Here is a 25,125-nt window from a genome sequence, read left to right on the forward strand (position 1 = left end):
CTAGCGGGCGGGCCAGTAGCGCTGCATTTCCAGGAACAGGAATGAGGCGCTCCAGGTGATCAGCAGGAAGCCGGTAAGGCCTTCGATGCCCGTTAGATAGCGCAATTGTCCGACGGGCTCGATATCGCCGTACCCCAGGGTGGTGAAGGTGGTGAACGAAAAGTATACGCAGTCCAGCAGACTGCCGTTAAAGTTGCCCAGCAACTGCCCCCAGCCTTCGGCATGATGCATGAACCAGAACGCCGTCGCGAAAATCCAGACCTGAAGTGCGTGTGATGTGAGGCATCCGAGCACGGCGACAATCAAACGGAAGTGGTGGCTTCGTCTCATCTTGCTGAGTGTGGTACTGAGCCGAAGCAGGGTTTCGTTGTGGATGAACACCACGATGCACACCAGCGAACCGTTGAGCAGGGTAACGTTCAACAGGGTATCGTGGGTGCTCTGCATTGTGTCGGGTTCCTGCTCGGGCAATCGGGCCTGTGTGGATTTGTCGCAGGGTGCGAACAATCCGTTCTGCCTTGTAAATTGTATAGTAGTTTTAGCGTGTTAACGCACCCCTTGCCAACCGGAGCACAAACCTGGCTATGTTAAAACGTTTGATACCGTTGATCATTGTTGCGGCTGGCATCGCCGGATTCATGATACTCAAAGCCACTCGACCAGAGCCGGCGGAAGTGACCGCCACCGAGCGCAGCTGGAGGGTACAGGTGCAGCCTGTCGAGCTGGCCACCCGGGTGCCGGTTCTCTCGCTTTATGGCGAGGTGCTGGCACCGGATCAGCGAACCATCACCGCCACGCTGGCGGGCCGGGTGGCAGAGCGACCCGTATCGGAAGGGATGGCGGTCAGGCCGGGTGAGCTTCTGCTTGCGCTGGATGAAGCCGATATCGGCCCGGCACTGGCACAGGCCAGTGCGCAGGTGGATGATCTGGACGCCCAGATCCGCTCGGAGCAGGTGCGTTACCGTAATGACCAGAACGCCCTGAAAAGTGAACAGGCCATACTCGATAATGCCCGCCGCCAGTTTGAGCGGATCGAATCCTTGGTCGGCCGTAATCTGGCCTCCCGGGAAAATCTGGAAGCGGCAACAGATGCCCTGGCCCGGGCAGAACTCACGGTTAGCACTCGCCAGCGTGCGATTCAGGAACATCCAGCCCGCCTGCAAAGCCTGGAGGCCAAATTGACCCAGGCTCGTGCCAATCTCGCGGCGACGGAACGGGATGTCGAGCGGGCCCGGGTGGTCGCGCCGTTTGAGGGCGTGGTGACCGGTATCCAGGTGGCCGTAGGCGATCAGGTAGCGCGTAATGAAGCCCTGCTGACGGTGTACCCGACCCAGGGGCTGGAAGTGCGGGCCCGGGTGCCTCAGGTGTTCCAAGCTGAGCTGATCGAGGCTCTGGAGCAGGGCGAAATCCTGATGGCTCGTTCGGACAGCGGGCATGAATTTGTACTGGCCCGTTTTGCCGGTTTGTCTGACCCGGCCGGTACCGAGGCCGTTCTGGAGCTTCAGGGCAAACCCGGTGGCTTGCGCCCCGGAGGCCTGTTGCCGTTGACACTCGAAAGACCGGCCAGGGAAAAAGCGGTAGAGGTGCCTTTCAGTGCCCTGTACGGTGCCGGTAGCGTGTACCTCATGACCGACGACAGCCGGATGACCCGGATTGAGGTAGAGCGAATCGGCGAGGCTCAAAGCGACAGCGGCGAACGCCGGTTGCTGATTGCAGGTGACCAACTCCGCCCCGGGGCCCGCCTGATTACCACCCATTTACCGAATGCAGTGACCGGCCTGAAAGTTAAGCTGGCCGATGCCGCCGGGGAGCCGGGTCAGTGAGGCGCAAGAAAGGTGTGATCGGATTTTTTGTTCACCACCGGGTCGCCGGCAATCTGGTGATGTTGGTCATGCTGCTCGGCGGCGTGCTGGCCCTGACCCGCATGAACATCCAGTTTTTCCCCACCTTCGCGCTGGATGTGGTGAGCGTTCGGGTGGTCTGGAGCGGTGCCTCGGCCGAGGACGTCGAGCGGGGCATTACCGACCCGCTGGAACAGCGTCTGCGCAGTGTAAACGGCCTGAAGAAAATGACTTCCACCTCGGCCCAGAGCGTGTCGTCCATCAGCCTGGAATTCCACGAAGGCACGGACCCGATTCAGGCGGTAGACGATGTGCGCCAGCAAGTGGATGAATTCAACAATTTGCCGGGGGATGCCGAGGAGCCCCAGGTTACGCGGGTTGAGCGCTACGAGCCGGTAGCGCGTTTGCTGATCTATGGCGAGGTGGACCGGACCGAGCTGCGGCAGTTGGTCTACCGATTTGAGGATGAGCTGCTGGAGCGTGGTATTGACCGCATCAGCATTCGTGGTTTGCCGGAACAGCAGGTGAGCATTGAGGTTCCTGTACAGCGGCTGGAAAGCCTCGGGCTGACACTGGAGCAGATTGCCGATCGGGTGGCGTCCCTGTCCCGGGATTTGCCCGCCGGCATGATGGCTCAGCAGGACGCCACCCGGGAGCTGCGCTCAGTGGAGCAGCGCCGAAGCCCCCAGGCCTTTGAAACCATTCCGGTGCTCAGCAACGATCGCATTCGTCTGCAACTGGGCGACATTGCGATCATCCGTCAGGAAGCCCGTGACAACCAGACGGTGATGGAAAACAAAGGCCAACCGGCGGTGGAGCTGCAGCTGCAACGGGCAGAGAACGGCAACTCCCTGGCCGCCGCCCGGGTGCTCGAAAACTGGCTGGAAGAGACCCGGCCGGCGCTGCCGCCCACCTTGAAAATGGACGTGTACGATGAAACCTGGCAGCTACTGGAAGACCGTATTTCGCTGCTGGTGAACAACGGCCTGACGGGACTGGTGCTGGTGATCGCCCTGTTGTACCTGTTTTTGCCGGGCCGTGTTGCGGCCTGGGTGGCCATTGGTATTCCCACCGCATTCATGGCCGCCCTGGCGGTGCTGTGGCTGCTGGGGGGCTCCATCAACATGATGTCGCTGTTTGCCCTGATTATGGCCCTGGGGGTGATTGTAGATGATGCCATTGTTGTAGGCGAAGATGCCGATGCCCACGCCCGCATGGGCGAGCAGTCCATCTACGCTGCCGAAGGCGCCGCCAAGCGAATGGTATGGCCGGTGCTGGCCTCGTCCCTGACCACGGTAGCGGCGTTTATGCCTCTGCTGGTGGTGGGTGGGATCATAGGTAACATCCTGGGGGACATTCCGCTGGTGATGATCTGTGTGCTGGTGGCTTCGCTGCTCGAATGCTTTGTGGTATTGCCGGCGCATTTACGCCACGCCTTTGTCGTAAAGGACAAGGGCGTAAAGGACAAACCGCAGGCCAGCGAGATTGAGACGACGCACCGAGGTAATCCGGTTAGCCGGTTCCGGGATCGGTTCGAGCAGAGTTTTGACCGCTTCCGGGAAGGCCCGTTCCGGCAATTTTCCCGCTACAGCCTGAAGCACCGGGGTGTCACGGTGGCCGGCGCCCTGGCGCTGGCGCTGGTCACGGTGGGCTTGTTGGCCGGTGGTCGATTGGGCTTCAACTTTTTCCCAACCCCTGAGCCTTCAGTGTTCTACGCCAACGCCAGTTTTGTGGCCGGCACCGACAAAGCCACGGTTGATCGGTTTATGCGGGACATGCAGCAGACGCTGAACGACACCGAACACGCCCTCGGCGGTGATCTGATTTTGCACGCGGTGACCACCTACGGGGCCACTCAGGGTGCCGAAGGCAGTTCTCGCAACGACGATGAGCTGGGATCGATGCTGGTGGAGCTGGTGCCCTCTGATCGGCGTGATGTGCGTAACCCGGACTTCATGCGCGAGTGGCGCAGTCGCCTGACCTTGCCGGCCGGGCTGGATGCTCTCAACATTAACGAACGCCAGGCGGGCCCGCCCGGACGGGATGTCAATGTGCGCCTGACCGGTGAAAACGCCAACAACCTCAAGCGGGCTGCCGATGAGGTCGCCCAGGCCTTGAGCACGCTGCCCGGCGTGCTGGATGTAGAGGACGACATGCCCTGGGGCCGGGAGCAGCTGATCTACCAGGTCAGCCCTTACGGAGAAGCGCTGGGGCTGACCACGGTGGACCTGGGCCGGCAGTTGCGGGCTGCCTTTGACGGCCGGATTGCCCAGATCTATCAGGACGGGCGGGACGAAGTGGAAGTAAGGGTGCAATTACCCAGGGATCAGCGAGAGCAGTATTCCACCCTGGAGCGCATGACCGTGCGGGTGCCAGACGGTCGGTTTGTGCCCCTGGCGCAGGTGATGAACCTGGATCACCGCCAGGGTTTTCAGGCCCTGCGCCATGCCGACGGCAAGCTGGCGGTGGAAGTCACATCGGCGCTCAATACCCGGGTGGCCACCACCGATCAGGTACTGGAAAGCCTGCAAGCCGATGCCCTGCCCGATATCGCCAGCCGCTATGGCGTGCGCTACAGCTTTGAGGGCCGCTCCGCCGACCAGCGCGAAACTATGGACGACATGAAAACCGGTCTGGTGATCGGTGTCGGGTTGATGTACGTGGTACTGGCGTGGGTGTTTGCCTCTTGGAGCTTGCCTTTGATCGTGATGGCCATCATCCCCTTTGCCCTGGTGGGCGCCTTGCTGGGGCACTGGCTGATGGGGCTGCAGTTAACCATTTTGTCGTTGTTCGGACTGTTCGGGTTGTCCGGCATCGTGGTCAACAACGCCATTATTCTGGTGGCTTTCTACAATCAGCAACGCCAGAAAGGGCTGAATATCACCGATGCATTGAACGAAGCCGCCGTGCAGCGGGTGCGCGCGGTGTTACTGACCTCGCTGACCACCATCGGTGGCCTGTTGCCCCTGCTGTTCGAAACCTCGCTGCAGGCGCAGTTCCTGATACCCATGGCGACGTCGATCGCGTTTGGGCTGGGGTTAGCGACCTTCCTGGTGCTGCTGGTGATTCCGGCACTATTGTCCTGGGTGGAGCAGTTCCGGGAATGGCGCGCTCAGAGCTAGCCGGATATCGGATACCCGAAAAGCTCTGAGCGCTGCGCCCGCCGGTGGGCCGCTTTATTCAGCCGCGTTCGCACCGATGCGGTGAATGCTGAGGTCTGCGCCGTTGAACTCCTCTTCCTCGGTCAGTCTCAGACCGTGAATAGCGTTAATGGCACCGTAGACGATCAGGCCGCCCACAAACGCCACGACAACGCCGGCCAGGGAACCGATGATCTGTGCCATCAGGCTGACGCCGCCGAGTCCTCCCAGAGCCTCCTGGCCGAAAATGCCACAGGCGATGGCGCCCCAGACACCACACACCCCGTGCAATGGCCAGACACCCAGAACATCGTCCAGGCGTTCAATTTTCGCCTGAGCCCACTCAAACAGATACACAAAGATGGCACCGGCGACACCGCCGGTGATCAAGGCCCCGACCGGGTGCATCAGGTCCGAGCCGGCGCACACGGCGACCAGGCCCGCCAGCGGGCCGTTGTGAATAAAGCCCGGGTCTTTGCGGCCAAGCAGCATGGACACCAGAATGCCGCCTACCATGGCCATCAGACTGTTGACGGCCACCAGACCGCTGATGCCATCGAGGGTCTGTGCAGACATCACGTTAAAACCAAACCAGCCGACAGTCAGAATCCAGGCGCCCAGGGCCAGGAAGGGGATGTTGGAGGGGGCAAACGCCACGACCCGGCCGTTACGGTAGCGGCCGGTGCGGGCCCCCAGAAGCAACACTGCGGCCAGCGCAATCCAGCCACCGACGGCGTGCACCACAACGGAGCCGGCGAAGTCGTGGAAGGGTGCACCAAACTGGTTCTCCAACCAGGCCTGGAAACCAAAGTTGCCGTTCCAGATCAGGCCCTCAAAGAAGGGGTAGACGAAAGCAACGATCAATCCTGAGGCAATCAGCATGGGGTAGAACCGGGCCCGTTCCGCGATGCCGCCGGAAACGATTGCCGGTATGGCTGCCGCGAAGGTCATCAGGAAAAAGAATTTGACCAGCTCATAGCCGTTGGCGGCCGTCAGCTCCGCCGCGCTGTTCAGGAAATGGCCGCCGTAGGCGATGTAGTAACCAATGAAAAAGTAGGCGACCGCGGAGATGCCAAAGTCGGTCATGATCTTGACCAGGGCGTTGACCTGATTTTTGTGTCGAACCGTGCCTACCTCAAGGAACGCGAAACCGGCATGCATGGCCAGCACCATGATGGCGCCAATCAGAATGAAGAGCGTGTTGGCGCTCTCGGTCAGGGTGTGTACGGCACTCGTGATATCCACGGGTTTTTCTCCTGAGTATTTTGATGATCCGGCTTCTGGCGAGCCGTAGTGCATTGATGGGGTGCAACGTAAGCAAGCCCTGTTCCAAAACAATGCATATCAAGCACCGCAGGGGGGTTGGCGAATTTGATCGTGGCGGGAGAGGTAGTTTTGTTCGAGAGCATGCACCAGAGGCGTGCACCCCGGGAGCTTGTGCACCAATCTGGATGGCTTACCAGGTGATTTCGCTCGGGGTGTCCTGGCCGGGTTCAATGCCGATAATGGCTTCTTGCTGCTCACTTTCGGAGCGGATCAGCTCTCGAAGGCGCAGCTCCTGCTCCTGCATCGGTTCAGACAGATCGATGACGATCTCCACGCGCCGGTTTTTGGCACGGTTGTCGTCCGAACTATTGGGTACCCTCGGCTCTGTGTCTGCGAGGCCGGTGACTCGAAGACGATCCGGGCTCACCTGCTCCCGGGCCAGCAAAACATTGGCCACGGCGGCGGCACGGGCGGCGGACAGATCCCAGTTGCTGTAGAAACGGTCGGTGCGAATGGGCACATCGTCGGTGTGGCCTTCGATGGCCAGATCGCCGGGCATGTCGGCGAGCACCTCGGCCATGTCCAGTAGCAGGCCCTCGAATTCCCAGGTCAGCTGGGCCGAGCCAGAGGGGAAGGAGCCTTTTTCTTCAATGCGGATAACGATGCGGCGCTGCTCTTGAGATACGTTGATGCGCCCATCGATGATGGCGGGCTCCAGCACTTCGAGGATCCGGGCCGTGCTGGCGTCCATCTTGTCTTGCACCGCTTCCTGTACGGCTTGTTCGTCCGGGCTTTTCAGTGTCTGCAGTTCCGGCTGCTGATCCGTTGTGGTCTGCTTGATCTCATTGACCACGGTGGGCTGGGGTGGGGCAGGTGAGAAAGTATCGAAAATCGGGCTGGTGCCCTGCGGAATCTCCAGTGCAGGCACCTCACGCTGAACACCGAACGCCTTGGACAGTTCGCCGGCGATTTGCTTGAACTTCTGGGCGTCTATTTCCGAGAACGACAGCAGGAGCACGAAGAAGCACATCAGCAACGACATCAGGTCGGCGAATGTCACTACCCAGGCAGGAATGCCGGGTTTTTCCTCTTCAGGCAAATCGTCCATAACGTATCAGCCTGCGGCCTCGGGTTCTTCGTTCTTTACCCGTTCTTTCGGGGTCAGGTAGCTGGACAGCATCTGTTCGATGATTCTGGGGTTGGTGCCTTCCTGGATGGCCACCAGGGCATCAATGTACAAGGATTGCATCCGGGCTTCCTCGGTCATCCGCAGGGAGAGCTTGTCGGCGATGGGGGTGGCAATCATGGTGGCTATCATGGCGCCATAGAGGGTGGTCAGCAGAGCGACTGCCATCGCCGGGCCGATGGATTTGGGGTCTTCCATGTTCGACAGCATCTGCACCAGACCAATCAGCGTGCCGATCATGCCCATGGCGGGTGCCACGTCCGCCATGGCGGTAAACACCTTGGCGCCGGACCGGTTGTGGTCCAGGGTCATCAGTCGTTCCTTGGAGAGCAGAGCCTTGATGGTGTCGGCGGTGTGGCCATCGACCAGCATCTGAATACCCTGGGCCAGGAACGGCGAACTCACTTCCCGGTCTTCAAGGCCCAGCACGCCGGACTTTCTGGCAACCTGAGCGACCTCAACCAGCTCATCAATGCTCGCCCGGGTTTCCGGCAGCTTGAACTTGAAGGCCCTGGCCGCCACCCGGAAAGCACTGAAGAACTGGGCAACACTGAATTTTGCCAGAACCACAAACAGGGTGCCGCCGACCACAATGAGCAGCGAGGGAGGGTTGATGAAAACGTCGGGAGAAACGCCCAGGATGACCGACGATGCGATCAGCATTAGGGCACCCACAAGACCTATCAGGGTGGCAAAATCCAAAGGAACTCCAGTGTTAATGCTGGGTTAAAATCAGAAGGCTGGATGGTAATCCTCTGATCAGGCTTTGATCAATCGGTAATGGTGCTGCCTTCCGGTGTTTCCTGTAATTCTTTCCAGGCGGCATAGCGGTGAAGATCGGACTCCGCGAGTTTCAGGCAGAGCGCTACCACGCCCGCATCGTCGATAAACCCGATGCCCAGTATGAGATCGGGGATCAGGTCCAGCGGGTTCATGACGTACAGTAGTGCGCCGGCCACGGCAGCTATGGTTTTCCAGGGGACCGCGCGATAATTGCCCTGCCAGTAGTCCCGGATCAGCGAAAACATCAGCCGGATGTCGGTGGCGAATCGGTTCAGGCGGCCACTGCCTTTCACTTTTTCCTCAATGGCCTTTTGTCGCTCCAGGAGTGTCTCAAGATCGCGCCTGTGAACCTTGGCGCTTTGCGACTTCAACTCGTTAGCAGCTGTTTTTTCCGAGATCCATGCCATAGGCCGATACCCTTGAGATAAGCGATCGTTTCAACATAGCGAAATCGGGCTGGCGAGTCACCTTGGTTTGCACTGGGGTTGGCCGCAAGCGTAGGCGATACCGGAAGCTTGATGGCGGCTGTCTCTGTGGCCATCAGGCACAAAGGCCAGCCGTTTTCGAACCAGGGCCTCCTGCGCATTAAGTAAGGGCGCAATGTCGGTGTCGGGCTCGGTCAGCGTCAATAAGTGGGCGACGGCTTCCAGGGTGGAGAGTTGCCCGGCCCTTGGGGCTTTTCGGATACGGTATTGCGACACTGGCGGATCAGCGAAGTGAAAACAGGGTAGCTGCCCGAGTTGCGGGTTCAGATGCAGAATTTTCGCGGCCTTGCGCCAGGTGCCGTCCAGTACCAGCCACTGGTCGATGTCAGAGGTTGCGCCGCCTTCGACCGGCTGACTGTCAGCAGACGGAAAGAGCAGTCCGGTGCGGGTTTTGCTCAGCAGGCCTTCCAGTCCTTGACGGGCAAACGACGTTTGATCCTCACCAACCAGCACGTCTATACGCGCCAGGCACTGGCGCAATACGCGCACAGTCCCCTTGCTGTGACTCACTTCGGACGGGTGCTGCAGAACGACAACCCGCTGGCTGTTGTCTACACGCTCACACTCGTCGCACACGCAAGTATTCGGATGCATACCGCAGCGTGCGCAGGTAGCCCTGGCCATGCTCAACCCACGAAGATTCGTTTAGCCAGCCCCGCGCCTTTCAGACCCCGAATGGACAGGGTGGTTATCAGTCCGCCGATCATGGCACCGACCACGCCGCAGGTGAGGATGTCCTGCCCGGTCAGGTACAGGCCCGGTATGTCGGTTTTCGGTTTCAGCCAGTGTTGCTCGAAGCGCTCGGGAGTGTGGTCCAGCCCGTACAACTCCCCCTGCTCATATCGGCAGAACCAGGCTGTGGACAGGGGCGTGGAGGTTTCCACATAGTCTACCTTGTCGCGCAGCTGGGGCAGTTTGTTGTAGAGGACTTCCATCAGTTGATCGGTGATTTTTACTTTTAATGCTTCGTAATCCTCACCCCGCTTGCCCCAGGTGCTGCCCTGCCAGGGCTCGAACATCTCCCAGGTGGTTGGCGCGACAATCTCGATCGTCGAGGTGCCGGGCCAGCGATTCTGATAGTCCGGATCTTTGGCGGCGGGAAACGAGATATAGACCACCGGCCAGGGTGCGTTGTGCGGATCTTCCAAAAAGCTTTCGACATTGGTGTCGTGGTCGGCGCTGGGGTAGATCCAGAAGTTGGTGCGGGGCAGGCCCAGCTCTGCCGGCGTGCCCTTGAGGCCAATATAAAGGCCAATGTGGGGCATCGAGGGGCGAATATGCTCCCGTTCCTGAGGGTAGCCAATTTCATCGGCGACCTCTGCCGGCAGCAACCGCTCAAAGGTGTTGATAACACCGGCGTTGCTGATGACTTTCGGGGCCCGGATTTCCTCGCCGTCTGCCATGCGCACACCAACGGCTTTGCCGTTTTCGATCAGAATGTCAGTCACGTCGGCGTAGGTAAACACCTCGCCACCGCTGGCCTGGATCACCGGAATGATGGTTTTGGCGATCTCGGAAGCACCGCCCACCGGATAGAAGCCGCCGTGCAGGTAGTGCTTGGCAATCAGGGCGTGAACCATGAAGCTGGAGTGTTTGGGGGTAACGCCGCAGTCACCCCACTGGCCGGTAATGGCGCCGATCAGCTCTTCGTTATCGGTTAACTCGCTCAGTACCTCCCGGGTGGTGCGGTTGAAGCAATCCGGCAAGACCGATTTCAGCCCCCGAGACATCAGCGGGCTGACCAGCGCTGGCGCCAGTTTCGAAAGGGTGTACCACTGCATACCATCGGCCACTTTACCGAGCAGTGCCAGGTAGCGGTCGATGGCGTCACTTTCTTCCGGAAATGCTGCCAGCAACGAGTGTCTCAGCCCTTCTTTACCGGCGCGGAGGTTGACCACTTTGTCACCGAGAAAGAATCGGTCGTAGTTTTCGTCCATTGGCGCCCAATCAAGCTGGCCGTCGGTAATGTAATCAAACAGTCGGCGGCCGAGGGTGTGTTTTGCCCCCATGTCGCCAATGTAGTGAACACCCACATCCCATTCGTAGCCGTTGCGGGCGTAACTGTGGGTGTAACCGCCGGCGGTGTAGTGCTGTTCCAGTACCAGGATTTTTTTACCGGCTTTGGACAGGCAGGCGGCGGTGGTCAGGCCGCCGATACCGGAGCCGATCACAATGGCGTCATAAGGCCCCTTCAGCCGGTTGGCCCGGTAGCGGGTGCCGATGCGGATGGTGCTTGGCTTCAGTGCTTTTGAGGTTGCTGTTATTACCACCACGATTTTCCCCACATATGCGGATTGGCCCAGTTGTCGGGATTATTCCATGCCCGCTTGTGGTTGTATGTGTCCAGGTTATAGGTATACAAGGTGAGTGCACCGTTTTCGGTTTCCAGCTCTGCGTGGCGCTGAAAGCCCAGGCCGATAAAGTCGGTAAATCGCCAGTCGGGCATCTCCGGCACCAGCGCGGCGATCCGGGCGGTGCCGTAATTACGCAGTTGGCCGAGCAGCAGTACGCCCTCTTCAAAGGGCAGGTGTTCCAGTGTCTCGCTGATCAGCGCCAGGTCCGCCACCTGGGCTGGCGGCATCCGGGCGTTAGGATCGGTGGTGTCGAGCGTTAACAGCTGCTGTCCGGCCTGCTGTTGCCAGACCGCGGCCACCTGTTGGGCGGTCTGGCCGCAACAAAGCAGGGTTTCCGGTTGGCTGATGTCGATAAGCCGGGCCAGAACCTTGGCGGGGGAGTCGTTGGTTGTGGTCATAAAATTGGCCAGTCTGCGGCGTCTACGGTATGCAGGCCTACCGGTTGTCCGGCTGTACCCTGCCATCGTTGTACATAGTGGCCTTCAGGATCGTACTGTTGTGCCTGCTTGTCCAGATTGAATTGCCGGAGCCCTCTGGGATCTGCGCCGACCCCCGCCAGGTATTGCCAGTTGCCGTAGTTGCTGGCGACATCGTAATCCACCAGTTGTTGTTCAAACCAGGCGGCACCGTAGCGCCAGTCCAGCTCCAGTTCGTGCACCAGACAGCTGGCCACCAGTTGCCGGGCGCGGTTGCTGATGTAACCGGTGTGGCGAAGTTGGTTCATGGCCGCGTTGATGATGGGGTAATGGGTGTTGCCCTCACACCAGGCTTTGAACCGGTGACCATAGAAAGTGACGTGCCGGTGCTTGCGTTGTACGCCATCCCGGCAGAACAGCCTGTCGCCGTGTTTCATGGCGTACCAGTAAAAGTATTCCCGCCAGAGCAGTTCGAACCACAGCCAATAGGTGGAGTCATTCCGGGTTTCCCGGCGCTCATAGTCTTCAATGGTTGCTGCTACCTCACGTACCGACAGACTGCCGTTAGCCAGCCAGGGTGAAAGCTTGGAGGACGACGGCCAATCGTCCAGTGCGTTCCGGGTTTCCTTGTAGGTGGCGATGCCGTGGTTGCCGAAAGAAAATTCCTGAACCCGCTCGAGCCCGGCATGCTCGCCACCTCTGAAGCTCAGTGTGGAAGTCGGTTCCGGTATGGGCGGGCACTCGCCTCGATTGTCTTCGGGGAAGCCCGGTGGTGGTGGCAAGGCCGTCAGGGTGCGGATGCGCAACATGTCCGGGCCGCGCTCGCCCTGTTTCTCAACCTGCTTACGGAACTGGGAAAAGGTTGCCGGCAAGTCACTGAGTGGCATCGGCAAGGTGCCTTCGGTGAACAGGCTCAGCGTTTCGAATGTTTGCATCACAATGCCCGGCAAGGATTGCTGTACTGCACGCCATTGCTGGGCTTCGACGGTACCCGGTAAACGCGAACGTACTACCCGGCTGATGCTGTGCTGGTGTACAAGGTCCGGAATGGTTCGTTCCGGCTCGCCAAAAGCAATATGCAGGCGCTGGCCCAGAGCGCGAAGGCTACGCTCAAGGTCGGTCAGGCTTTGCCACAGAAAACGCCACCGATGCTCGCCCATACCACGGCACTGAAAGGGTCCGTTGGCAAACCAGCGCGGGTCGACCACATACACGCACAACAGCATGTCCGAGCGAGCGGCGGCCAGCAAGGCGGCGTTGTCATGAATTCGCAGGTCACGGGTAAACCAATAAAGGGTACGCAACGTATAGTGTCTCGTTTTTGCGGCTTTGGAATAAGCTTACGCCAGACATGGCAAAAAAGATCTTGGCCGCGACTCGAGGAATGACTTGCTGGGCCGATAACTCAGCACCATGAAACAGGACGTTAGTGGTTGACCTTATTTAGAGATGAATGACTATGTTCCTGACCCCGAAGAAAAAACACGCAATGGCCGAGTGCGAGACCAGAGCCGCAAAGTGCGAAGCGGTTCACCGTGCTATTCAAGAGTCTGTTGCCACCATCGAGTTTACGACCGATGGGCTGATCGTTGATGTCAATGACCTGTTTCTGGATGTGGTGAAGTATCGCCGGGACGAAGTCGTGGGCAAACACCACAGCCTGTTTTGCGATCGGGAGCTGGCGAATTCTGCGGACTACCGCAAGTTCTGGGACTCTCTCCGTGCCGGCAACTCACACGCAGGCACCTTTCCCCGTCGCGGCCGGGATGGTCAGAAGATCTGGCTGGAAGCGACCTACTTCCCGATTCGGGGTGCCAGCGGTGCCGTGGAACGGGTGATGAAAATCGCCTCGGACGTCAGCGTCAAGCACGATCAGCTCAGAGATCAGCAGGCCGCATTTGATGCGATTGACCGGTCGATGGCGGTGATTGAGTTTACCCCTGATGGGACCATTATCACGGCCAACCGAAACTTTCTGGCAGTCACCGGCTATCGTCTTGAGCAGATTCAGGGCAAGCACCACAAAATGTTCTGTGATGATTCCTTTTATCGCGAAAACCCGGATTTCTGGGCGTCACTGGCAGCCGGCCGTTTCAGCAGCGGCCGTTTCCATCGTCGGCGTTCTGACGGCAGTGATCTCTGGCTTGAAGCCAGTTATAACCCGGTCCTGGACGATAAAGGCCGGGTGGAAAAGGTGTTGAAGTTTGCCAGCGATATTACCGAGCGCGTAGAGCAATCCCTGCAAACCCAGGATGCGGCGGCGGTTGCCTCTGCGTCTGCCACTCAGACAGTCAACATTGTCGGCCGGGCCGATGAGGCGTTGCGGCAATCAAAGGCAACCGCACAGCAAATCGAGCAGGGCGTCGATAAGGCCAAAAGCATCATTGCCGAGCTCAATGAACGCTCTCAAAGCATCGAGAAAATGGTTGATACCATTGCCGGTGTTGCCGACCAGACCAATCTGTTGGCACTGAATGCCGCGATCGAGGCAGCGCGCGCCGGCGAACATGGCCGTGGCTTTGCGGTGGTGGCGGATGAAGTGCGCAAGCTGGCGGCCAACACCGGCGCGGCCACCCGTGAAATTGCCGATGTGATTCACAGCATTCTGGAGTTGTCTGGCGGTGTTGAGCGCCAGATCAGTGAGGTTCTGGATGTGGCCATTGAGGGTCGCGAGCAGGCGGAGTCGGTTGAGCGCGTCATTGCCGAGATTAAAGACGGTGCTAACGCAGTGCTTGACGCCATAGACGCCATAGGTCGGTGAGTGCTCGCCGTGGATGCGTGTTAAAATCGTGATTGTATTTCTGCGGCTGGTGTCACATTCAGCCGCCCACCCGGACAGTAGGAGACACTGAATGATCAAGTCCCGCGCAGCCGTGGCCTTTGCCGCCAACAAGCCACTGGAAATCGTCGAAGTGGATGTGGCCCCGCCTAAAGAAGGCGAGGTTCTGGTAAAAATCGTGGCCACCGGTGTGTGCCACACCGACGCCTACACCCTGTCCGGTGCCGATCCCGAAGGCCTGTTCCCCACCATTCTGGGCCACGAAGGCGGCGGCATTGTGGAAGCGGTCGGTCCCGGCGTGAAGAACCTGCAAGTGGGCGATCACGTGATTCCGCTTTACACCGCCGAGTGTGGCGAGTGTAAGTTCTGCACTTCGGGCAAGACCAACCTGTGTGGTGCGGTGCGCGCTACCCAGGGCAAGGGCGTGATGCCCGATGGCACCTCCCGGTTCTCCTACAAGGGCGAACCGCTGTACCACTACATGGGCTGCTCTACGTTCTCCGAGTACACCGTGCTGCCAGAAATCTCCCTGGCCAAAATCCCCAAGGAAGCACCGCTGGACAAGGTGTGCCTGTTGGGCTGCGGCGTGACCACCGGTATCGGTGCGGTGCTGAATACAGCGAAGGTTGAAGAAGGCGCCACCGTGGCGGTGTTTGGCCTCGGCGGTATCGGCCTGGCTGCGATCATCGGCGCCACCATGGCCAAGGCCAGCCGGATCATTGCCGTTGATATCAACCCCGGCAAGTTTGATATTGCCAAACAGCTGGGCGCCACCGATGTGGTCAACCCGAACGATTACGACAAGCCGATTCAGGAAGTCATTGTTGAAATGACCGACGGCGGTGTGGACTATTCGTTCGAGTGCATTGGCAACGTCAAGGTGATGCGGGCTGCGCTGGAGTGTTGCCACAAAGGCTGGGGTGAATCCATCATCATCGGCGTGGCCGGTGCCGGCGAGGAAATCAGCACGCGTCCGTTCCAGCTGGTGACTGGCCGGGTCTGGAAAGGCTCAGCGTTCGGAGGCGTAAAAGGCCGCACCGAGCTGCCGTCTTACGTGGAGAAAGCCAAGACCGGTGAGATTCCGCTGGATGTCTTCATCACTCACGAAATGCCGCTGGAAGACATCAACAAAGCGTTTGATCTTATGCACGAAGGCAAGAGTATCCGGACCGTTATTCACTTCTGACCGGCACGTATGGCCTCCCTGGTTGAAGGGTCAGGGAGGCAGAGCCTTCAAATTTCACACCATTCTTCCCGCTGAATCGTCAGTGTTCCCTATTGAGGGCGACTGCCATCCCAAGCGCGTTCAAGCAACGCCAACAAGGCGTCAGCGTCCAGAGGACGTGGGTTCCAGTACGGATTCTGCACCGCCAGACTGGCTGCCCGTTTCAGGTCTGACTTCGCCAGTCCCAGCGTCTTGAGCGCCGTGGGCGCACCCAACGACCGGGCAAAATCCTGAAGCCCAAGGGCCAGGTTCCCGCCAAACACGTCAGCAGCAGGCGCCAGCACGTCTGCCGCCGCCTCTGAGTTATAGCTGGCGGTATGGGGCAACAGAATCGCGTGGGTTTCGGCGTGGGGCAGGCCAAAGCTGCCGCCCAGGGTATGGCAGAGCTTGTGATGCAGCGCCATGCCGACGGTGCCGAGCACGGTTCCGCACAGCCAGGCGCCATAGAGTGCGTTGTTGCGGGCATCGACGTTTCGGGGCTGGTGGACGATGGCTGGCAGTGCCGCTTTCAGGCTACGAAGCCCTTCAAGCGCCATCAATGAGGTTATCGGATTGCGATCCCGGGCATAAAGCGCCTCCACCGCATGCGCCATGGCATTCAGGCCACTGCTGACCGTTACGGCAACGGGTAATTGCAGGGTCAGTTCGGAATCGTAGATCACCATATTAGGGAGGATGGAGTCCTGCCTGAGAGTGGTTTTCAGGCCGTGTTCAGTCTGGCCCAGAATCGGCGTTACTTCGGAACCGGCATAGGTCGTGGGTATGGCGATCTGTGGCGCGCCGTTACGATAGGCGATGGCTTTGCCAAGCCCGATCGCCGAGCCTCCGCCGACGGCGATCACGCAGTCCGCATTAATGCCTGCAAACACCATCAAAGCCTGCTCGGTCACGCTCACCGGAGTGTGCATGGCCGCTTCGGTAAACACGCCGGCGCCCAGCTTACCAAGCTCCCTGAGAAGATGTTCGGCGCTGGCGCGCTGGCCTGGTGTTGAAAGCACTAATGCCCGCCGGCAACCCAGGCGCCGCACTTCCTGTGCAAGCGCTGAGCGGCTGCCGGGGCCAAAAAGGATATGCGCCGGGTTGGCGTTGTACGTAAATGGCTTTACCTGCATGTTACCGCCTTTCGTTGAGGTGCCGGTTGTCGACGTCAGCTCAGATGTTTCAGCAGCAGCTCGGTGAGCCGTGCCGGGCATTCAACCGACGGAACATGGCCAACGCCCTCGAGGATAACCGGATCGCCGGTGCCGCAGGCTTGAGCCAGCGCCTTCAGCGATTCGGGCGGGGTTGCGAGGTCGTCGGAACCGCCGATCAACAGCAACGGTACGCCCCGGTTCAGCAAGCTTTCCCGGAAGTCTGCCCTGCCCAGCATTTCGCACAACAGGGCATAGCTGTTGTCATCACCGCGGCCCATGATGACTTTCCAGCCATCAAGCAGGGCCGGTTGTTCCTGGCAGGCTATCGGGCCGAACCAGCGCGGTACGATGTCGCCGGCCATGGCTGTCAGCCCTCGTTCCCGCACGTTTGCAGCCCGAAGGTTCCAGGCTTCAGGAGTGCCGATCACGGCGCCGGTGTTGGTCAGGGTTGCGGACAACAGGCTATCGCTGTGCTTGGCAACCAGTTGCTGGCCAATCGCGCCGCCGATGGAGGTGCCGGCAAAGTGGAAGCGGGTTGTGCCCGCCACCCGGGCTAGTGCCAGGGCTTCCTGGGCCAGATTCTCCGGAGTGATATCACCGGCGTCCGCTGGCCAGGCGCTGCTGGCGCCGTGCCCGGGCAGGTCCCAGGTCAACACCCGGAACTTGCCCATCAGGGCGGGCAGCATGTCGTCCCATACCGCCTGGGTCATACCCAGGGGGTGAGCCAGCACCAGTAAGGGTTTGTCCGTGTCGCCCAGCAGCCTGTAGGCCACTGTGCGCTGGTTGATCTTTGCAAAAGACATAGGGTCTCCTTGTTAACCGGTGCTTAGCCGAATACCGACAGCGCTACAAAGGTGCCTGCAATCGCCACCCCGGAAATCAATAACCAGATCAGCAGATAGCCCATGATGTCGCGCGCAGACAGTCCGGCAACACCGAGCAGCGGCAACGCCCAGAAGGGTTGAATCTGGTTGGTCCAGCCATCACCCCAGGTGAAGGCCATGATGGTCTGTGCCGGGTCAGCGCCAAGAGCGGCAGCGGCTTCCATCATGATCGGCCCCTGAATGGCCCATTGTCCACCGCCGGACGGGATGAAGAAGTTCACCATGCCGGCCGAGAGGAAGGTTAGCAGCGGGAAGGTTTCGGGCGTCGCAACGGCAATGATGGCCTCCGAGAACTGGGTGACCAGCCCGGCGTTGGTCATCATGCCGGCAATGCCCGCATACAGAGGGAACTGAACAATGATGCCACGGCCTGCATTGACGGCTTTTTCTGCAGCTTTCAGGTAGGCCGCAGGGCTTCTGTGCAGAATCAGACCGAGGGCCAGGAACAACAGAATGATGGTGTTCAGGTTGATGCTGAAACCGTGATCAATCACCTTGCCTACGAGGTAAGAGGCGGCCAGAAGCCCCAGGAACAGGGTAGGCCAGCGGCTGTTTTCAATGCGGTCGGAAGGGCTTTGGCCGGCTTTGCTGACCGGTGCTGGTTCCACATCGTCATCATCGGCTTGCAGGCGGATAATGTGCTTGGGCTGTTTTTGCAGCAGGAAGAATATAACCAGCAACACCAGAAGGACCAGGTTCAGTGCAATGTTCCAGCTGGAATACAGGGTTTCGCTGACCGGCACAATGCCGATGGCGTCTTCCATAAAGTGGTCGGGTGTGGCGATAACCAGCGGAATAGACGTGGAGGGCCCGCGCACCAGTTCACCGCCATAGGCGGCCGCGACAATCAGCGGGAAGTGAACCGCCACCCGGCGGCCCATCTCCCGGGCCAGAATGGCACCCGCAACCATGCCGAAGCCCCAGTTCAGGTAGTAACAGACAAAACTGACCACGATGGTGATCACCAGCGCTTGCCTGGGAGTGTTGGCGTGTTTGGTCAGCCCGGTGAGCATGGCCTGAACCGCAGGCGTGAGTGCCAGCACATAGCCGGTCAGCAGTACCAGAACCATTTGCATGCCGAAGGTGAACAGCTTGGAGAAGCCATCTCCCCAGTAGCCGGCCATGTCCATGGGGGACTGGCTGGATACCGTGATGCCGAGAACGAAAACAATCGCAGTCAGGATGACGGCCAGGACAAATGCGCTGGGCAGGTAGCGTTGAACAATTCGAACGGAGAAGTTGGTTATCGCTTCCATCAGGGAAACCTGTTGTTAGTTGTGAATTCGGCGGGTCTCAGACCCGCTCAATCAGTGTGGCAATCCCTTGGCCGACGCCGACACACATGGTGCACAGGGCGTAACGGCCACCGGTACGGTGGAGTTGGTGGGCGGCGGTCTGCAGCAGGCGCGCACCAGACATGCCCAGCGGGTGACCCAGGGCGATGGCGCCGCCGTTGGGGTTTACCCGGGGGTCGTCGTCGGCGATGCCCAGTTCCCGCAGGACCGCCAGACCTTGAGCGGCAAAGGCTTCGTTCAGCTCGATCACATCGATGTCGGCGATGGTCAGGCCCTGTTTTTCCAGCAGTTTGCGCACCGCTGGCACCGGGCCGATGCCCATGATGCGGGGTTCGACGCCAGCGGTGGCCATGCCCAGAATTTTCGCCATCGGCTTCAGGCCGTGCTGCTTTACCGCCGCTTCGCTGGCGACCAGCATGGCGGCGGCGCCGTCATTCACGCCGGAGGCATTGCCGGCGGTGATGCTGCCGCCGTCGCGGAACGGAGCAGGCAGCGCAGCCAGCTTTTCCAGTGTGGTGCTGCGGGGATGCTCGTCGGTGTCGAATACCAGAGCCTCCTGCTTGCGGCGGGGAATCGTCACCGGCACGATTTCTTCAGCGAACACGCCCTCCTGCTGTGCCCGGGCGGTTTTTTGCTGAGAGCGGAAGGCGAACAAATCCTGATCTCCCCGGGAGATGCCAAACTGTTCGGCGACGTTCTCAGCAGTTTCCGGCATGGAGTCGATGCCGTACTGCTTTTTCATCAGCGGATTCACAAAGCGCCAGCCGATGGTGGTGTCTTCAATTTTCTGGCCCCGGGAAAACCCGGAATCGGCCTTGCCCATCACGTAGGGCGCGCGGGACATGGATTCCACGCCGCCGGCCAGTACCAGCTCCATTTCGCCGGCGCGAATCGCCCGGAAAGCGGTGCCCACAGCGTCCATTCCAGAGCCGCACAGGCGGTTCAGGGTGGTGCCGGGGACGGAAGTGGGCAAACCGGCCAGCAGCGCAGACATGCGGGCCACGTTGCGGTTGTCTTCACCGGCCTGGTTGGCGCAGCCCATCATCACTTCCTCGATGGCGGCAGGGTCCAGCTCCGGTGCCTGTTCCAGTACGGCTTTAAAAATGTGTGCGGCCAGATCGTCCGGGCGCACGCTGGCGAGGGTGCCGCCGAAGCGGCCGATGGCCGAGCGGCGGGGGTGGCAAAGATAGACGTCAGTCATGGCAGACCTCACTGTTGGCCGGATTGCGCGGCGGAATGGTGGGCATCGGTGCGGGCTTTCAGGTCACGCAGCACCTCCAGTTCTTTGGCAGTCGGCTCTGGCGTCGTGGCCAACTGGTCCGCGAACCGGATTTCCCAGCCGGTCGCTTCGATCACGTCTTCGCGGGTGACGTTCGGGTGCAGTGAGGTGACGACCAATTCTTTGGTGTCCGGGTCCGGCTTGAGGATGCACAGGTCGGTGATCACCACGGTGGGGCCACGGCCGATATTGGGCACGTTATCCCGGGCTTTGCCGTCACGGCCGAAGCCGACGGTGGTGATGAAGTCCACGTCTTTCACAAAGGTGCGCTTGGAGTGTTTGACGGTAATGAACACTTCTTTCGCGTTGGTGGCAATTTCCGGAGCGCCGCCACCGCCGGGCAGGCGTACCTTGGGCGCGCGGTAGTCACCGATCAGCGTGGTGTTCAGATTGGCAAATCGGTCGATCTGGGCGGTGCCAAGAAAACCAACGCTGATGTGGCCGCCCTGCAGCCAGTAACGGAACATTTCCGGCACGGAGACGGTGGTCAGGGCGGATTCGCACAGTTCGCCGTCGCCGATGGACAGCGGCAAAACGTCCGGTTTGGTCTGCAAGGTGCCGGATTCGTAGATCAGGGTAACGTCGGGCGCGTGGGTCAGGCGCGCCAGATTGGCGGCCTCACTGGGCAGGCCAATACCGACGAAGCAGGTCATGTCATTTGTCAGTGCGCGGGCGGCAGTGACGCTCATCATTTCGGAAGACGTAAATTCCAGGCTCATCACGCAGCTCCTTTTTCGAAAACGTTGTCTTTCAGCCAGCTCAGGAAGGTGTCCCGGTCACGGGCGATGCCATCCCACGCTTTGTAGAAGGCGTTGTCGCGCTCGTAATAACCCAGGGCGTAGGACGGGCTGGCCCCTCTGGGGGCCTCGGCGATCGCCGTGACGGCCCAGGACGGCAGTACGCAGGCGTTTACCGAGGCGCCCAGATCGTCTACCACCTCTTCTACCGTCACGATGCTGCGCTTGGCGGCCAGCACCACTTCCTTCTGGATGCCCACAATGCCTTCAATCAGCACGTTGCCCTTCCGGTCAGCCCGCTGGGCGTGAATCACGGCGACGTCCGGACGAACTGACGGTACGGCAGCAAGGCGTTCGCCGGTGAACGGGCACTCGATGAACTTGATCTGGTCGTTCACCTTGGGCAGATCGCTGCCAACGTAACCACGCAGCACCGCCAGGGGCAGGCCGGCGGCACCGGCTTCATAGGCATTGGCCATGGCCGCGTGACTGTGCTCCAGGATCTCGAGTTTATTGGGCCAGCCCTTTTCCACGGCATCCCGCAGACGGTGCAGGGAGCCGACACCGGGGTTACCACCCCAGGAGAAAATGAGCTTTTTGGCGCAGCCGGCACCGATCATCTGGTCGTAGATCAGGTCCGGGGTCATGCGGATGAGGGTCAGATCGCGTTTTTCCTGGCGGATGATTTCATGGCCAGCGGCAAACGGGATCAGGTGGGTGAAGCCTTCCATCGCCACGGTGTCGCCGTTGTTGATGTGTTGACTCACCGCTTCCTGGAGGGAGAGGAATTCAGCCATCGCAGTGTCTCCATCGTGCTGTTGTTGAAATGTTCGTTGTACGAATATATGTTTTATATGCGAACATAATGGCGCGATTGGTTTTCTATCGTCAAGTACAAATTTTCATCAGATTGTAAAAATGCACGGATGTTCGGGGTGCGAACTAACTGATACTATGCGCTGCAACTGACTGTAAGGGGCGCAAAAGGAGCCGGAATGGACGAACAGACTCTCAAACCCGGAGACCGGGATTATGTGGGGGCACTGGCCTCGGGGCTGGAGGTGTTGCAGGCCTTTGATGCCGAGCACCCACGGATGACTCTGAGTGAAGTGGCGGTGCGCACCGACATGGACCGGGCCAAGGCCCGGCGTTTCCTGCTCACGTTGCACGCCCTGGGCTTTGTTAAACGCAACGGTCGACAATTTGAACTGACGCCGCGGGTGTTGCAGCTGGGCTATGCCTACCAGGCCTCAAATCAGTACCGGGCGGTAATCCAGCAGTATCTGGAAGACATCACTGCAGAACTGGGGGAGTCGTCCTCGCTGGCGGTACTGGATGGTCAGGATGTGGTGTACGTGGTGCGCTCTGCCGCCCGGCACCGGTTGATGGCGATTACGCTTTCTGTGGGCACCCGGCTGCCGGCGGCCTACACCTCCATGGGTCGGGTGTTGTTGGCCCAGTTGTCACCCAGCGAGCTGGACGAGTTTCTGGAGCGGGTGTCACTGGAGCGTTTCACGGAATCGTCCGTCACGGATAAAGGCCGGTTGCGGGCACAAATCGAACTGGCCCGGCAGCAGGGCTATGCGGTGGTGGATCAGGAGTTGGACCTTGGGCTTCGGTCGGTGGCGGTGCCGGCATTCTCTGGCGGCGGTGAACTGCTGGGAGCCCTGAACATCAGTACCAACGCCGCTCGGGTGGATATGAATACCCTGAAAACCGTGTATTTGCCCCGTTTGCAGAAGGCGGCCGAAGCAGTGAGTCGGGCAACGCGTTAGCGAACCCGGCTCACTGGCTACGGATAACGGCCGGTCAACCGGTTCTCCACTAATTCCGCCAGGATGGTGTTGGTCAGTCGCATCACGGCGTTGGGATTCTCGCCCCGGCGCCGGGAGGCAATCACAGGCGTGGTGATGTTGTCGTCTTCCAGAGGCATGTAGTCCACGCCTTCCCGCTGAAGTCGCCGTACCTGTTCTGGAACCAGAGTAAAACCCATGTCGGAAGCCACCAGTGACAACGCCGTTTGAACGTCGTTGACCTGCTGAATGACGTGCACTCGTAAGCCCCGGCGATGGAACAGCCCCTGGGTGATGTCCGCGAAGTTAGGCCCGGGCCCGGCCGGAAAGGTAATCATTGGCACTTCAGACAGTTCTTTCAGTGATGGCGGATGACGGGTTAAGGGGTGTGATGCCGGAATCGCCGCAATCATCGGTTCGTCAAACAGGTTTTCCTGTTCGACATCCGGGTCTTCTATTCTCAGGCGACCGAAGCCGATGTCGATCTTGCCGGACTTCAGGGCTTCGACCTGCTCCCGGGTCTTCAGCTCGTGAAGAATAATCTCCAGGTTTTTGTTCTGGCGTAACCGGCGCACCATCAAAGGCAGCTGGCCGTAAAACACCGATGGTACAAAACCGATCGAGAAAACGGTTTTGCGATGTTCGGCAATGCGCCGGGTGTCGTCGACCGTGGCGGCCACCTTGTCGAGAATTTGCTGCGCCTGCCCGAGAAAGTATTCTCCGCCGGCGGTCAGGTCCAGGCCCCGGGGTTTGCGGATAAACAGTTCTGCTCCGACTTCCTCTTCCAGCTGTTTGATGGCCCGGGTAAGCGGTGGCTGGGCAATAAACAGTTTTTCTGCCGCCCGGGTGAAGTTGCGCGCTTCCGCCACGGCAACGAAGTACCGCAAGTGTCTCAGCTCCATCCATACCTCCAGGGTATCGGTTATTACTTAATCAATATTGGTTCACGCTCGTGAAACTTCGTACTGTTCGAATCACAGATCTTTTACCTGTTATTCGGAGAGCACATGTCCGCCACCATCGAGTCCCTTGAAACCATCCTGGTTGATATCCCGACCATCCGGCCGCACAAGCTGTCGATGACAACCATGGGGGTTCAAACCATGGTGATCGTGCGAATGAAGGATTCGGACGGGCTCGAAGGCCTTGGTGAGGCAACCACCATCGGCGGCCTGGCCTACGGCCCGGAAAGCCCGGAAAGCCCGGAAAGTGTAAAGCTTACCATTGATACCTATTTCAAACCGCAACTGATTGGTCAGCCTGCCGGCAACATCAATACTCTCAGGGTAATGCTGGGCCGCTCCACCCGGGGCAACAGTCTGGCCAAATCTGCCATTGAAACGGCATTGCTTGACCTGCAGGGCAAGCGGCTGAATCGCCCGGTATCAGACCTGCTCGGCGGTGCCGTACATGCACACATTCCGGTGCTCTGGACCCTGGCCAGCGGCGATACCGCCAAAGACATCGATGAGGCCCTTAGCCTGATCGCCGCTCGCCGTCATTGTGACTTCAAATTGAAAATCGGCTCGCGCCCGGTGATGGACGACGTCCGCCACGTTGCCGCTATTAAAGAAGCTGTCGGCGACCAGGCCAGCGTTCGGGTGGATGTCAATCAGGCCTGGGACGAAGCTACGGCCGCCAAGGGCATGGCCGAGTTGCAAGCGGCCGGTATCGACCTGGTGGAACAGCCTACGCCGATGAAGGATTACGCCGCGCTGGTGCGCCTGTCCTCGAAGTTTCATCTGCCCATTCTCGCCGATGAAGCGGTAGCCGACGCCAAGGATATGTACAGCCTGGCCGCCGCCGGCTTCGCCGGTGCCGTTGCCATGAAGATTGCCAAGGCGGGCGGCCCCGCCCGCGCTCTGGAACAGGCCATGGTTGCTCAGGCTGCCGGTATTGGCCTGTACGGCGGAACCTTGCTGGAAGGCACGATCGGCACCGCGGCTGCCCTGCACGCCTGGTCCACGCTCGAAACCCTGCACTGGGGCACCGAGATGTTCGGCCCACTGCTGATGAAAGACGACATCGTAGTCAAACCGCTGCGCTTCCACGACAACGGCGTGGATCTGCCGACCGGCGCAGGCCTGGGCGTTGAGATTGACGAGGACAAGCTCGCTCACTATCGCCGCAAGGGCTGAATGCCGGTCAGGCATCAGTACGCAAAAGTTCAACAGACGGAGGAAAGCACATGCTGTTCAAAGTTGAGATGAAGGTGAATATCCCTCACGACATGCCCGCCGACGTAGCGGCAGACATCAAGGCCCGGGAGAAAGCCTACGCCCAGGATCTGCAGCAGCAGGGCAAGTGGCGCCATCTGTGGCGGGTCGCTGGCAGCTACGCCAACGTCAGCATCTTTGATGTTGCCGACAACGCCGAATTACAGGACCTGATCAGCCAGTTGCCGCTGTTCCCTTATATGGACATCACAGTCGCGCCTCTGTGCCGGCACCCGTCTTCGATCCGTGAAGACGACCGTTAATCACGATACACCCTGTTGCCAACGGATGAATGTACTTGGGCAACAACAAT

At 59.8% G+C, this 25,125-nt stretch carries 23 protein-coding genes; 7 read left to right on the plus strand and 16 right to left on the minus strand.

The features are described 5' to 3' along the window. Positions 1-447, minus strand: coding sequence for a potassium channel family protein (locus QPL95_RS06175; RefSeq protein WP_303290130.1), 447 nt, complete (start codon positions 445-447; stop codon positions 1-3). A 137-nt stretch (positions 448-584) separates the two neighbouring features. Between QPL95_RS06175 and QPL95_RS06180 the strand changes: the two genes are divergently transcribed. After that, on the plus strand, positions 585-1,823 hold the full coding sequence (locus QPL95_RS06180; RefSeq protein WP_303290131.1) for an efflux RND transporter periplasmic adaptor subunit: 1,239 nt from the start codon (positions 585-587) through the stop codon (positions 1,821-1,823). After that, positions 1,820-4,963: an efflux RND transporter permease subunit gene (locus tag QPL95_RS06185; protein WP_303290132.1), complete on the plus strand. Its 3,144-nt coding sequence runs from the start codon at positions 1,820-1,822 to the stop codon at positions 4,961-4,963. Before QPL95_RS06180 ends, QPL95_RS06185 begins: the two co-directional genes overlap by 4 nt. A gap of 54 nt (positions 4,964-5,017) precedes the next feature. Here QPL95_RS06185 and QPL95_RS06190 read toward each other — a convergent pair whose 3' ends face one another. The 8 genes from QPL95_RS06190 to QPL95_RS06225 all read right to left on the minus strand — a co-directional run bounded on the left by QPL95_RS06190 (position 5,018) and on the right by QPL95_RS06225 (position 12,775). Continuing rightward, positions 5,018-6,226, minus strand: a complete 1,209-nt coding sequence (locus QPL95_RS06190; RefSeq protein ID WP_303290133.1) for an ammonium transporter — start codon at positions 6,224-6,226, stop codon at positions 5,018-5,020. Positions 6,227-6,437: 211 nt separating this feature from the next. Beyond that, entirely contained in the window at positions 6,438-7,355 is a 918-nt protein-coding gene (locus QPL95_RS06195) for a flagellar motor protein MotB (RefSeq protein WP_303290134.1), read from the minus strand. Positions 7,356-7,361: 6 nt separating this feature from the next. Further along, a complete protein-coding gene (gene pomA / locus QPL95_RS06200) occupies positions 7,362-8,135 on the minus strand; it encodes a flagellar motor protein PomA (RefSeq protein WP_303290135.1) in 774 nt (257 codons plus the stop codon). A 68-nt stretch (positions 8,136-8,203) separates the two neighbouring features. Beyond that, positions 8,204-8,623 carry a YkvA family protein gene (locus QPL95_RS06205; protein ID WP_303290136.1) on the minus strand — a complete coding sequence of 140 codons (420 nt, stop codon included), beginning with the start codon at positions 8,621-8,623 and terminating at the stop codon, positions 8,204-8,206. 57 nt (positions 8,624-8,680) lie between these two features. Next, positions 8,681-9,325 carry a tRNA-uridine aminocarboxypropyltransferase gene (locus tag QPL95_RS06210; RefSeq protein WP_303290137.1) on the minus strand — a complete coding sequence of 215 codons (645 nt, stop codon included), beginning with the start codon at positions 9,323-9,325 and terminating at the stop codon, positions 8,681-8,683. Between the two features lie 2 nt (positions 9,326-9,327). Then, positions 9,328-10,971 (minus strand): NAD(P)/FAD-dependent oxidoreductase, encoded by a 1,644-nt coding sequence (locus QPL95_RS06215; protein WP_303290390.1) that lies wholly within the window; start codon positions 10,969-10,971, stop codon positions 9,328-9,330. Further along, a complete protein-coding gene (locus QPL95_RS06220) occupies positions 10,965-11,453 on the minus strand; it encodes a DUF6231 family protein (RefSeq protein ID WP_303290138.1) in 489 nt (162 codons plus the stop codon). Before QPL95_RS06220 ends, QPL95_RS06215 begins: the two co-directional genes overlap by 7 nt. Next, on the minus strand, positions 11,450-12,775 hold the full coding sequence (locus QPL95_RS06225; RefSeq protein ID WP_303290139.1) for a DASH family cryptochrome: 1,326 nt from the start codon (positions 12,773-12,775) through the stop codon (positions 11,450-11,452). Before QPL95_RS06225 ends, QPL95_RS06220 begins: the two co-directional genes overlap by 4 nt. Positions 12,776-12,924: 149 nt before the next feature. Between QPL95_RS06225 and QPL95_RS06230 the strand changes: the two genes are divergently transcribed. Both QPL95_RS06230 and QPL95_RS06235 read left to right on the plus strand, forming a co-directional pair. Beyond that, positions 12,925-14,232 carry a PAS domain-containing methyl-accepting chemotaxis protein gene (locus QPL95_RS06230; protein ID WP_303290140.1) on the plus strand — a complete coding sequence of 436 codons (1,308 nt, stop codon included), beginning with the start codon at positions 12,925-12,927 and terminating at the stop codon, positions 14,230-14,232. 91 nt (positions 14,233-14,323) lie between these two features. Then, positions 14,324-15,436 (plus strand): S-(hydroxymethyl)glutathione dehydrogenase/class III alcohol dehydrogenase, encoded by a 1,113-nt coding sequence (locus QPL95_RS06235; RefSeq protein WP_303290141.1) that lies wholly within the window; start codon positions 14,324-14,326, stop codon positions 15,434-15,436. An 89-nt stretch (positions 15,437-15,525) separates the two neighbouring features. Here the strand turns inward: QPL95_RS06235 and QPL95_RS06240 are convergent, their stop codons facing one another. The 6 genes from QPL95_RS06240 to QPL95_RS06265 are packed head-to-tail and all read right to left on the minus strand — an operon-like array spanning position 15,526 to position 21,600. Continuing rightward, on the minus strand, positions 15,526-16,587 hold the full coding sequence (locus QPL95_RS06240; protein ID WP_303290142.1) for a maleylacetate reductase: 1,062 nt from the start codon (positions 16,585-16,587) through the stop codon (positions 15,526-15,528). Between the two features lie 35 nt (positions 16,588-16,622). Beyond that, on the minus strand, positions 16,623-17,411 hold the full coding sequence (locus QPL95_RS06245) for an alpha/beta fold hydrolase (protein WP_303290143.1): 789 nt from the start codon (positions 17,409-17,411) through the stop codon (positions 16,623-16,625). Between the two features lie 23 nt (positions 17,412-17,434). After that, a complete protein-coding gene (locus tag QPL95_RS06250; protein ID WP_303290144.1) occupies positions 17,435-18,748 on the minus strand; it encodes a short-chain fatty acid transporter in 1,314 nt (437 codons plus the stop codon). A 37-nt stretch (positions 18,749-18,785) separates the two neighbouring features. Then, positions 18,786-19,988 (minus strand): 3-oxoadipyl-CoA thiolase, encoded by a 1,203-nt coding sequence (pcaF, locus tag QPL95_RS06255; protein WP_303290145.1) that lies wholly within the window; start codon positions 19,986-19,988, stop codon positions 18,786-18,788. Positions 19,989-19,996: 8 nt separating this feature from the next. Next, positions 19,997-20,779, minus strand: coding sequence for a CoA-transferase subunit beta (locus QPL95_RS06260; RefSeq protein ID WP_303290391.1), 783 nt, complete (start codon positions 20,777-20,779; stop codon positions 19,997-19,999). 5 nt (positions 20,780-20,784) lie between these two features. Continuing rightward, on the minus strand, positions 20,785-21,600 hold the full coding sequence (locus tag QPL95_RS06265; RefSeq protein WP_303290146.1) for a CoA transferase subunit A: 816 nt from the start codon (positions 21,598-21,600) through the stop codon (positions 20,785-20,787). 198 nt (positions 21,601-21,798) lie between these two features. Here QPL95_RS06265 and QPL95_RS06270 point away from each other — a divergent pair, with 198 nt between their 5' ends. Beyond that, a complete protein-coding gene (locus QPL95_RS06270) occupies positions 21,799-22,578 on the plus strand; it encodes an IclR family transcriptional regulator C-terminal domain-containing protein (RefSeq protein ID WP_303290147.1) in 780 nt (259 codons plus the stop codon). A 17-nt stretch (positions 22,579-22,595) separates the two neighbouring features. On the opposite strand, the gene QPL95_RS06275 is transcribed toward QPL95_RS06270, so the two are convergent. Next, on the minus strand, positions 22,596-23,498 hold the full coding sequence (locus tag QPL95_RS06275; RefSeq protein ID WP_303290148.1) for a LysR family transcriptional regulator: 903 nt from the start codon (positions 23,496-23,498) through the stop codon (positions 22,596-22,598). Positions 23,499-23,603: 105 nt separating this feature from the next. On the opposite strand from QPL95_RS06275, the gene QPL95_RS06280 reads away from it, so the two are divergent. Then, a complete protein-coding gene (locus tag QPL95_RS06280) occupies positions 23,604-24,734 on the plus strand; it encodes a muconate/chloromuconate family cycloisomerase (protein WP_303290149.1) in 1,131 nt (376 codons plus the stop codon). 50 nt (positions 24,735-24,784) lie between these two features. Next, positions 24,785-25,075 carry a muconolactone Delta-isomerase gene (gene catC / locus QPL95_RS06285; protein ID WP_303290150.1) on the plus strand — a complete coding sequence of 97 codons (291 nt, stop codon included), beginning with the start codon at positions 24,785-24,787 and terminating at the stop codon, positions 25,073-25,075. The last annotated feature ends 50 nt before the right edge of the window (positions 25,076-25,125 follow it).

This window comes from Marinobacter sp. SS5-14b, assembly GCF_030541005.1.
Taxonomy (GTDB): domain Bacteria; phylum Pseudomonadota; class Gammaproteobacteria; order Pseudomonadales; family Oleiphilaceae; genus Marinobacter.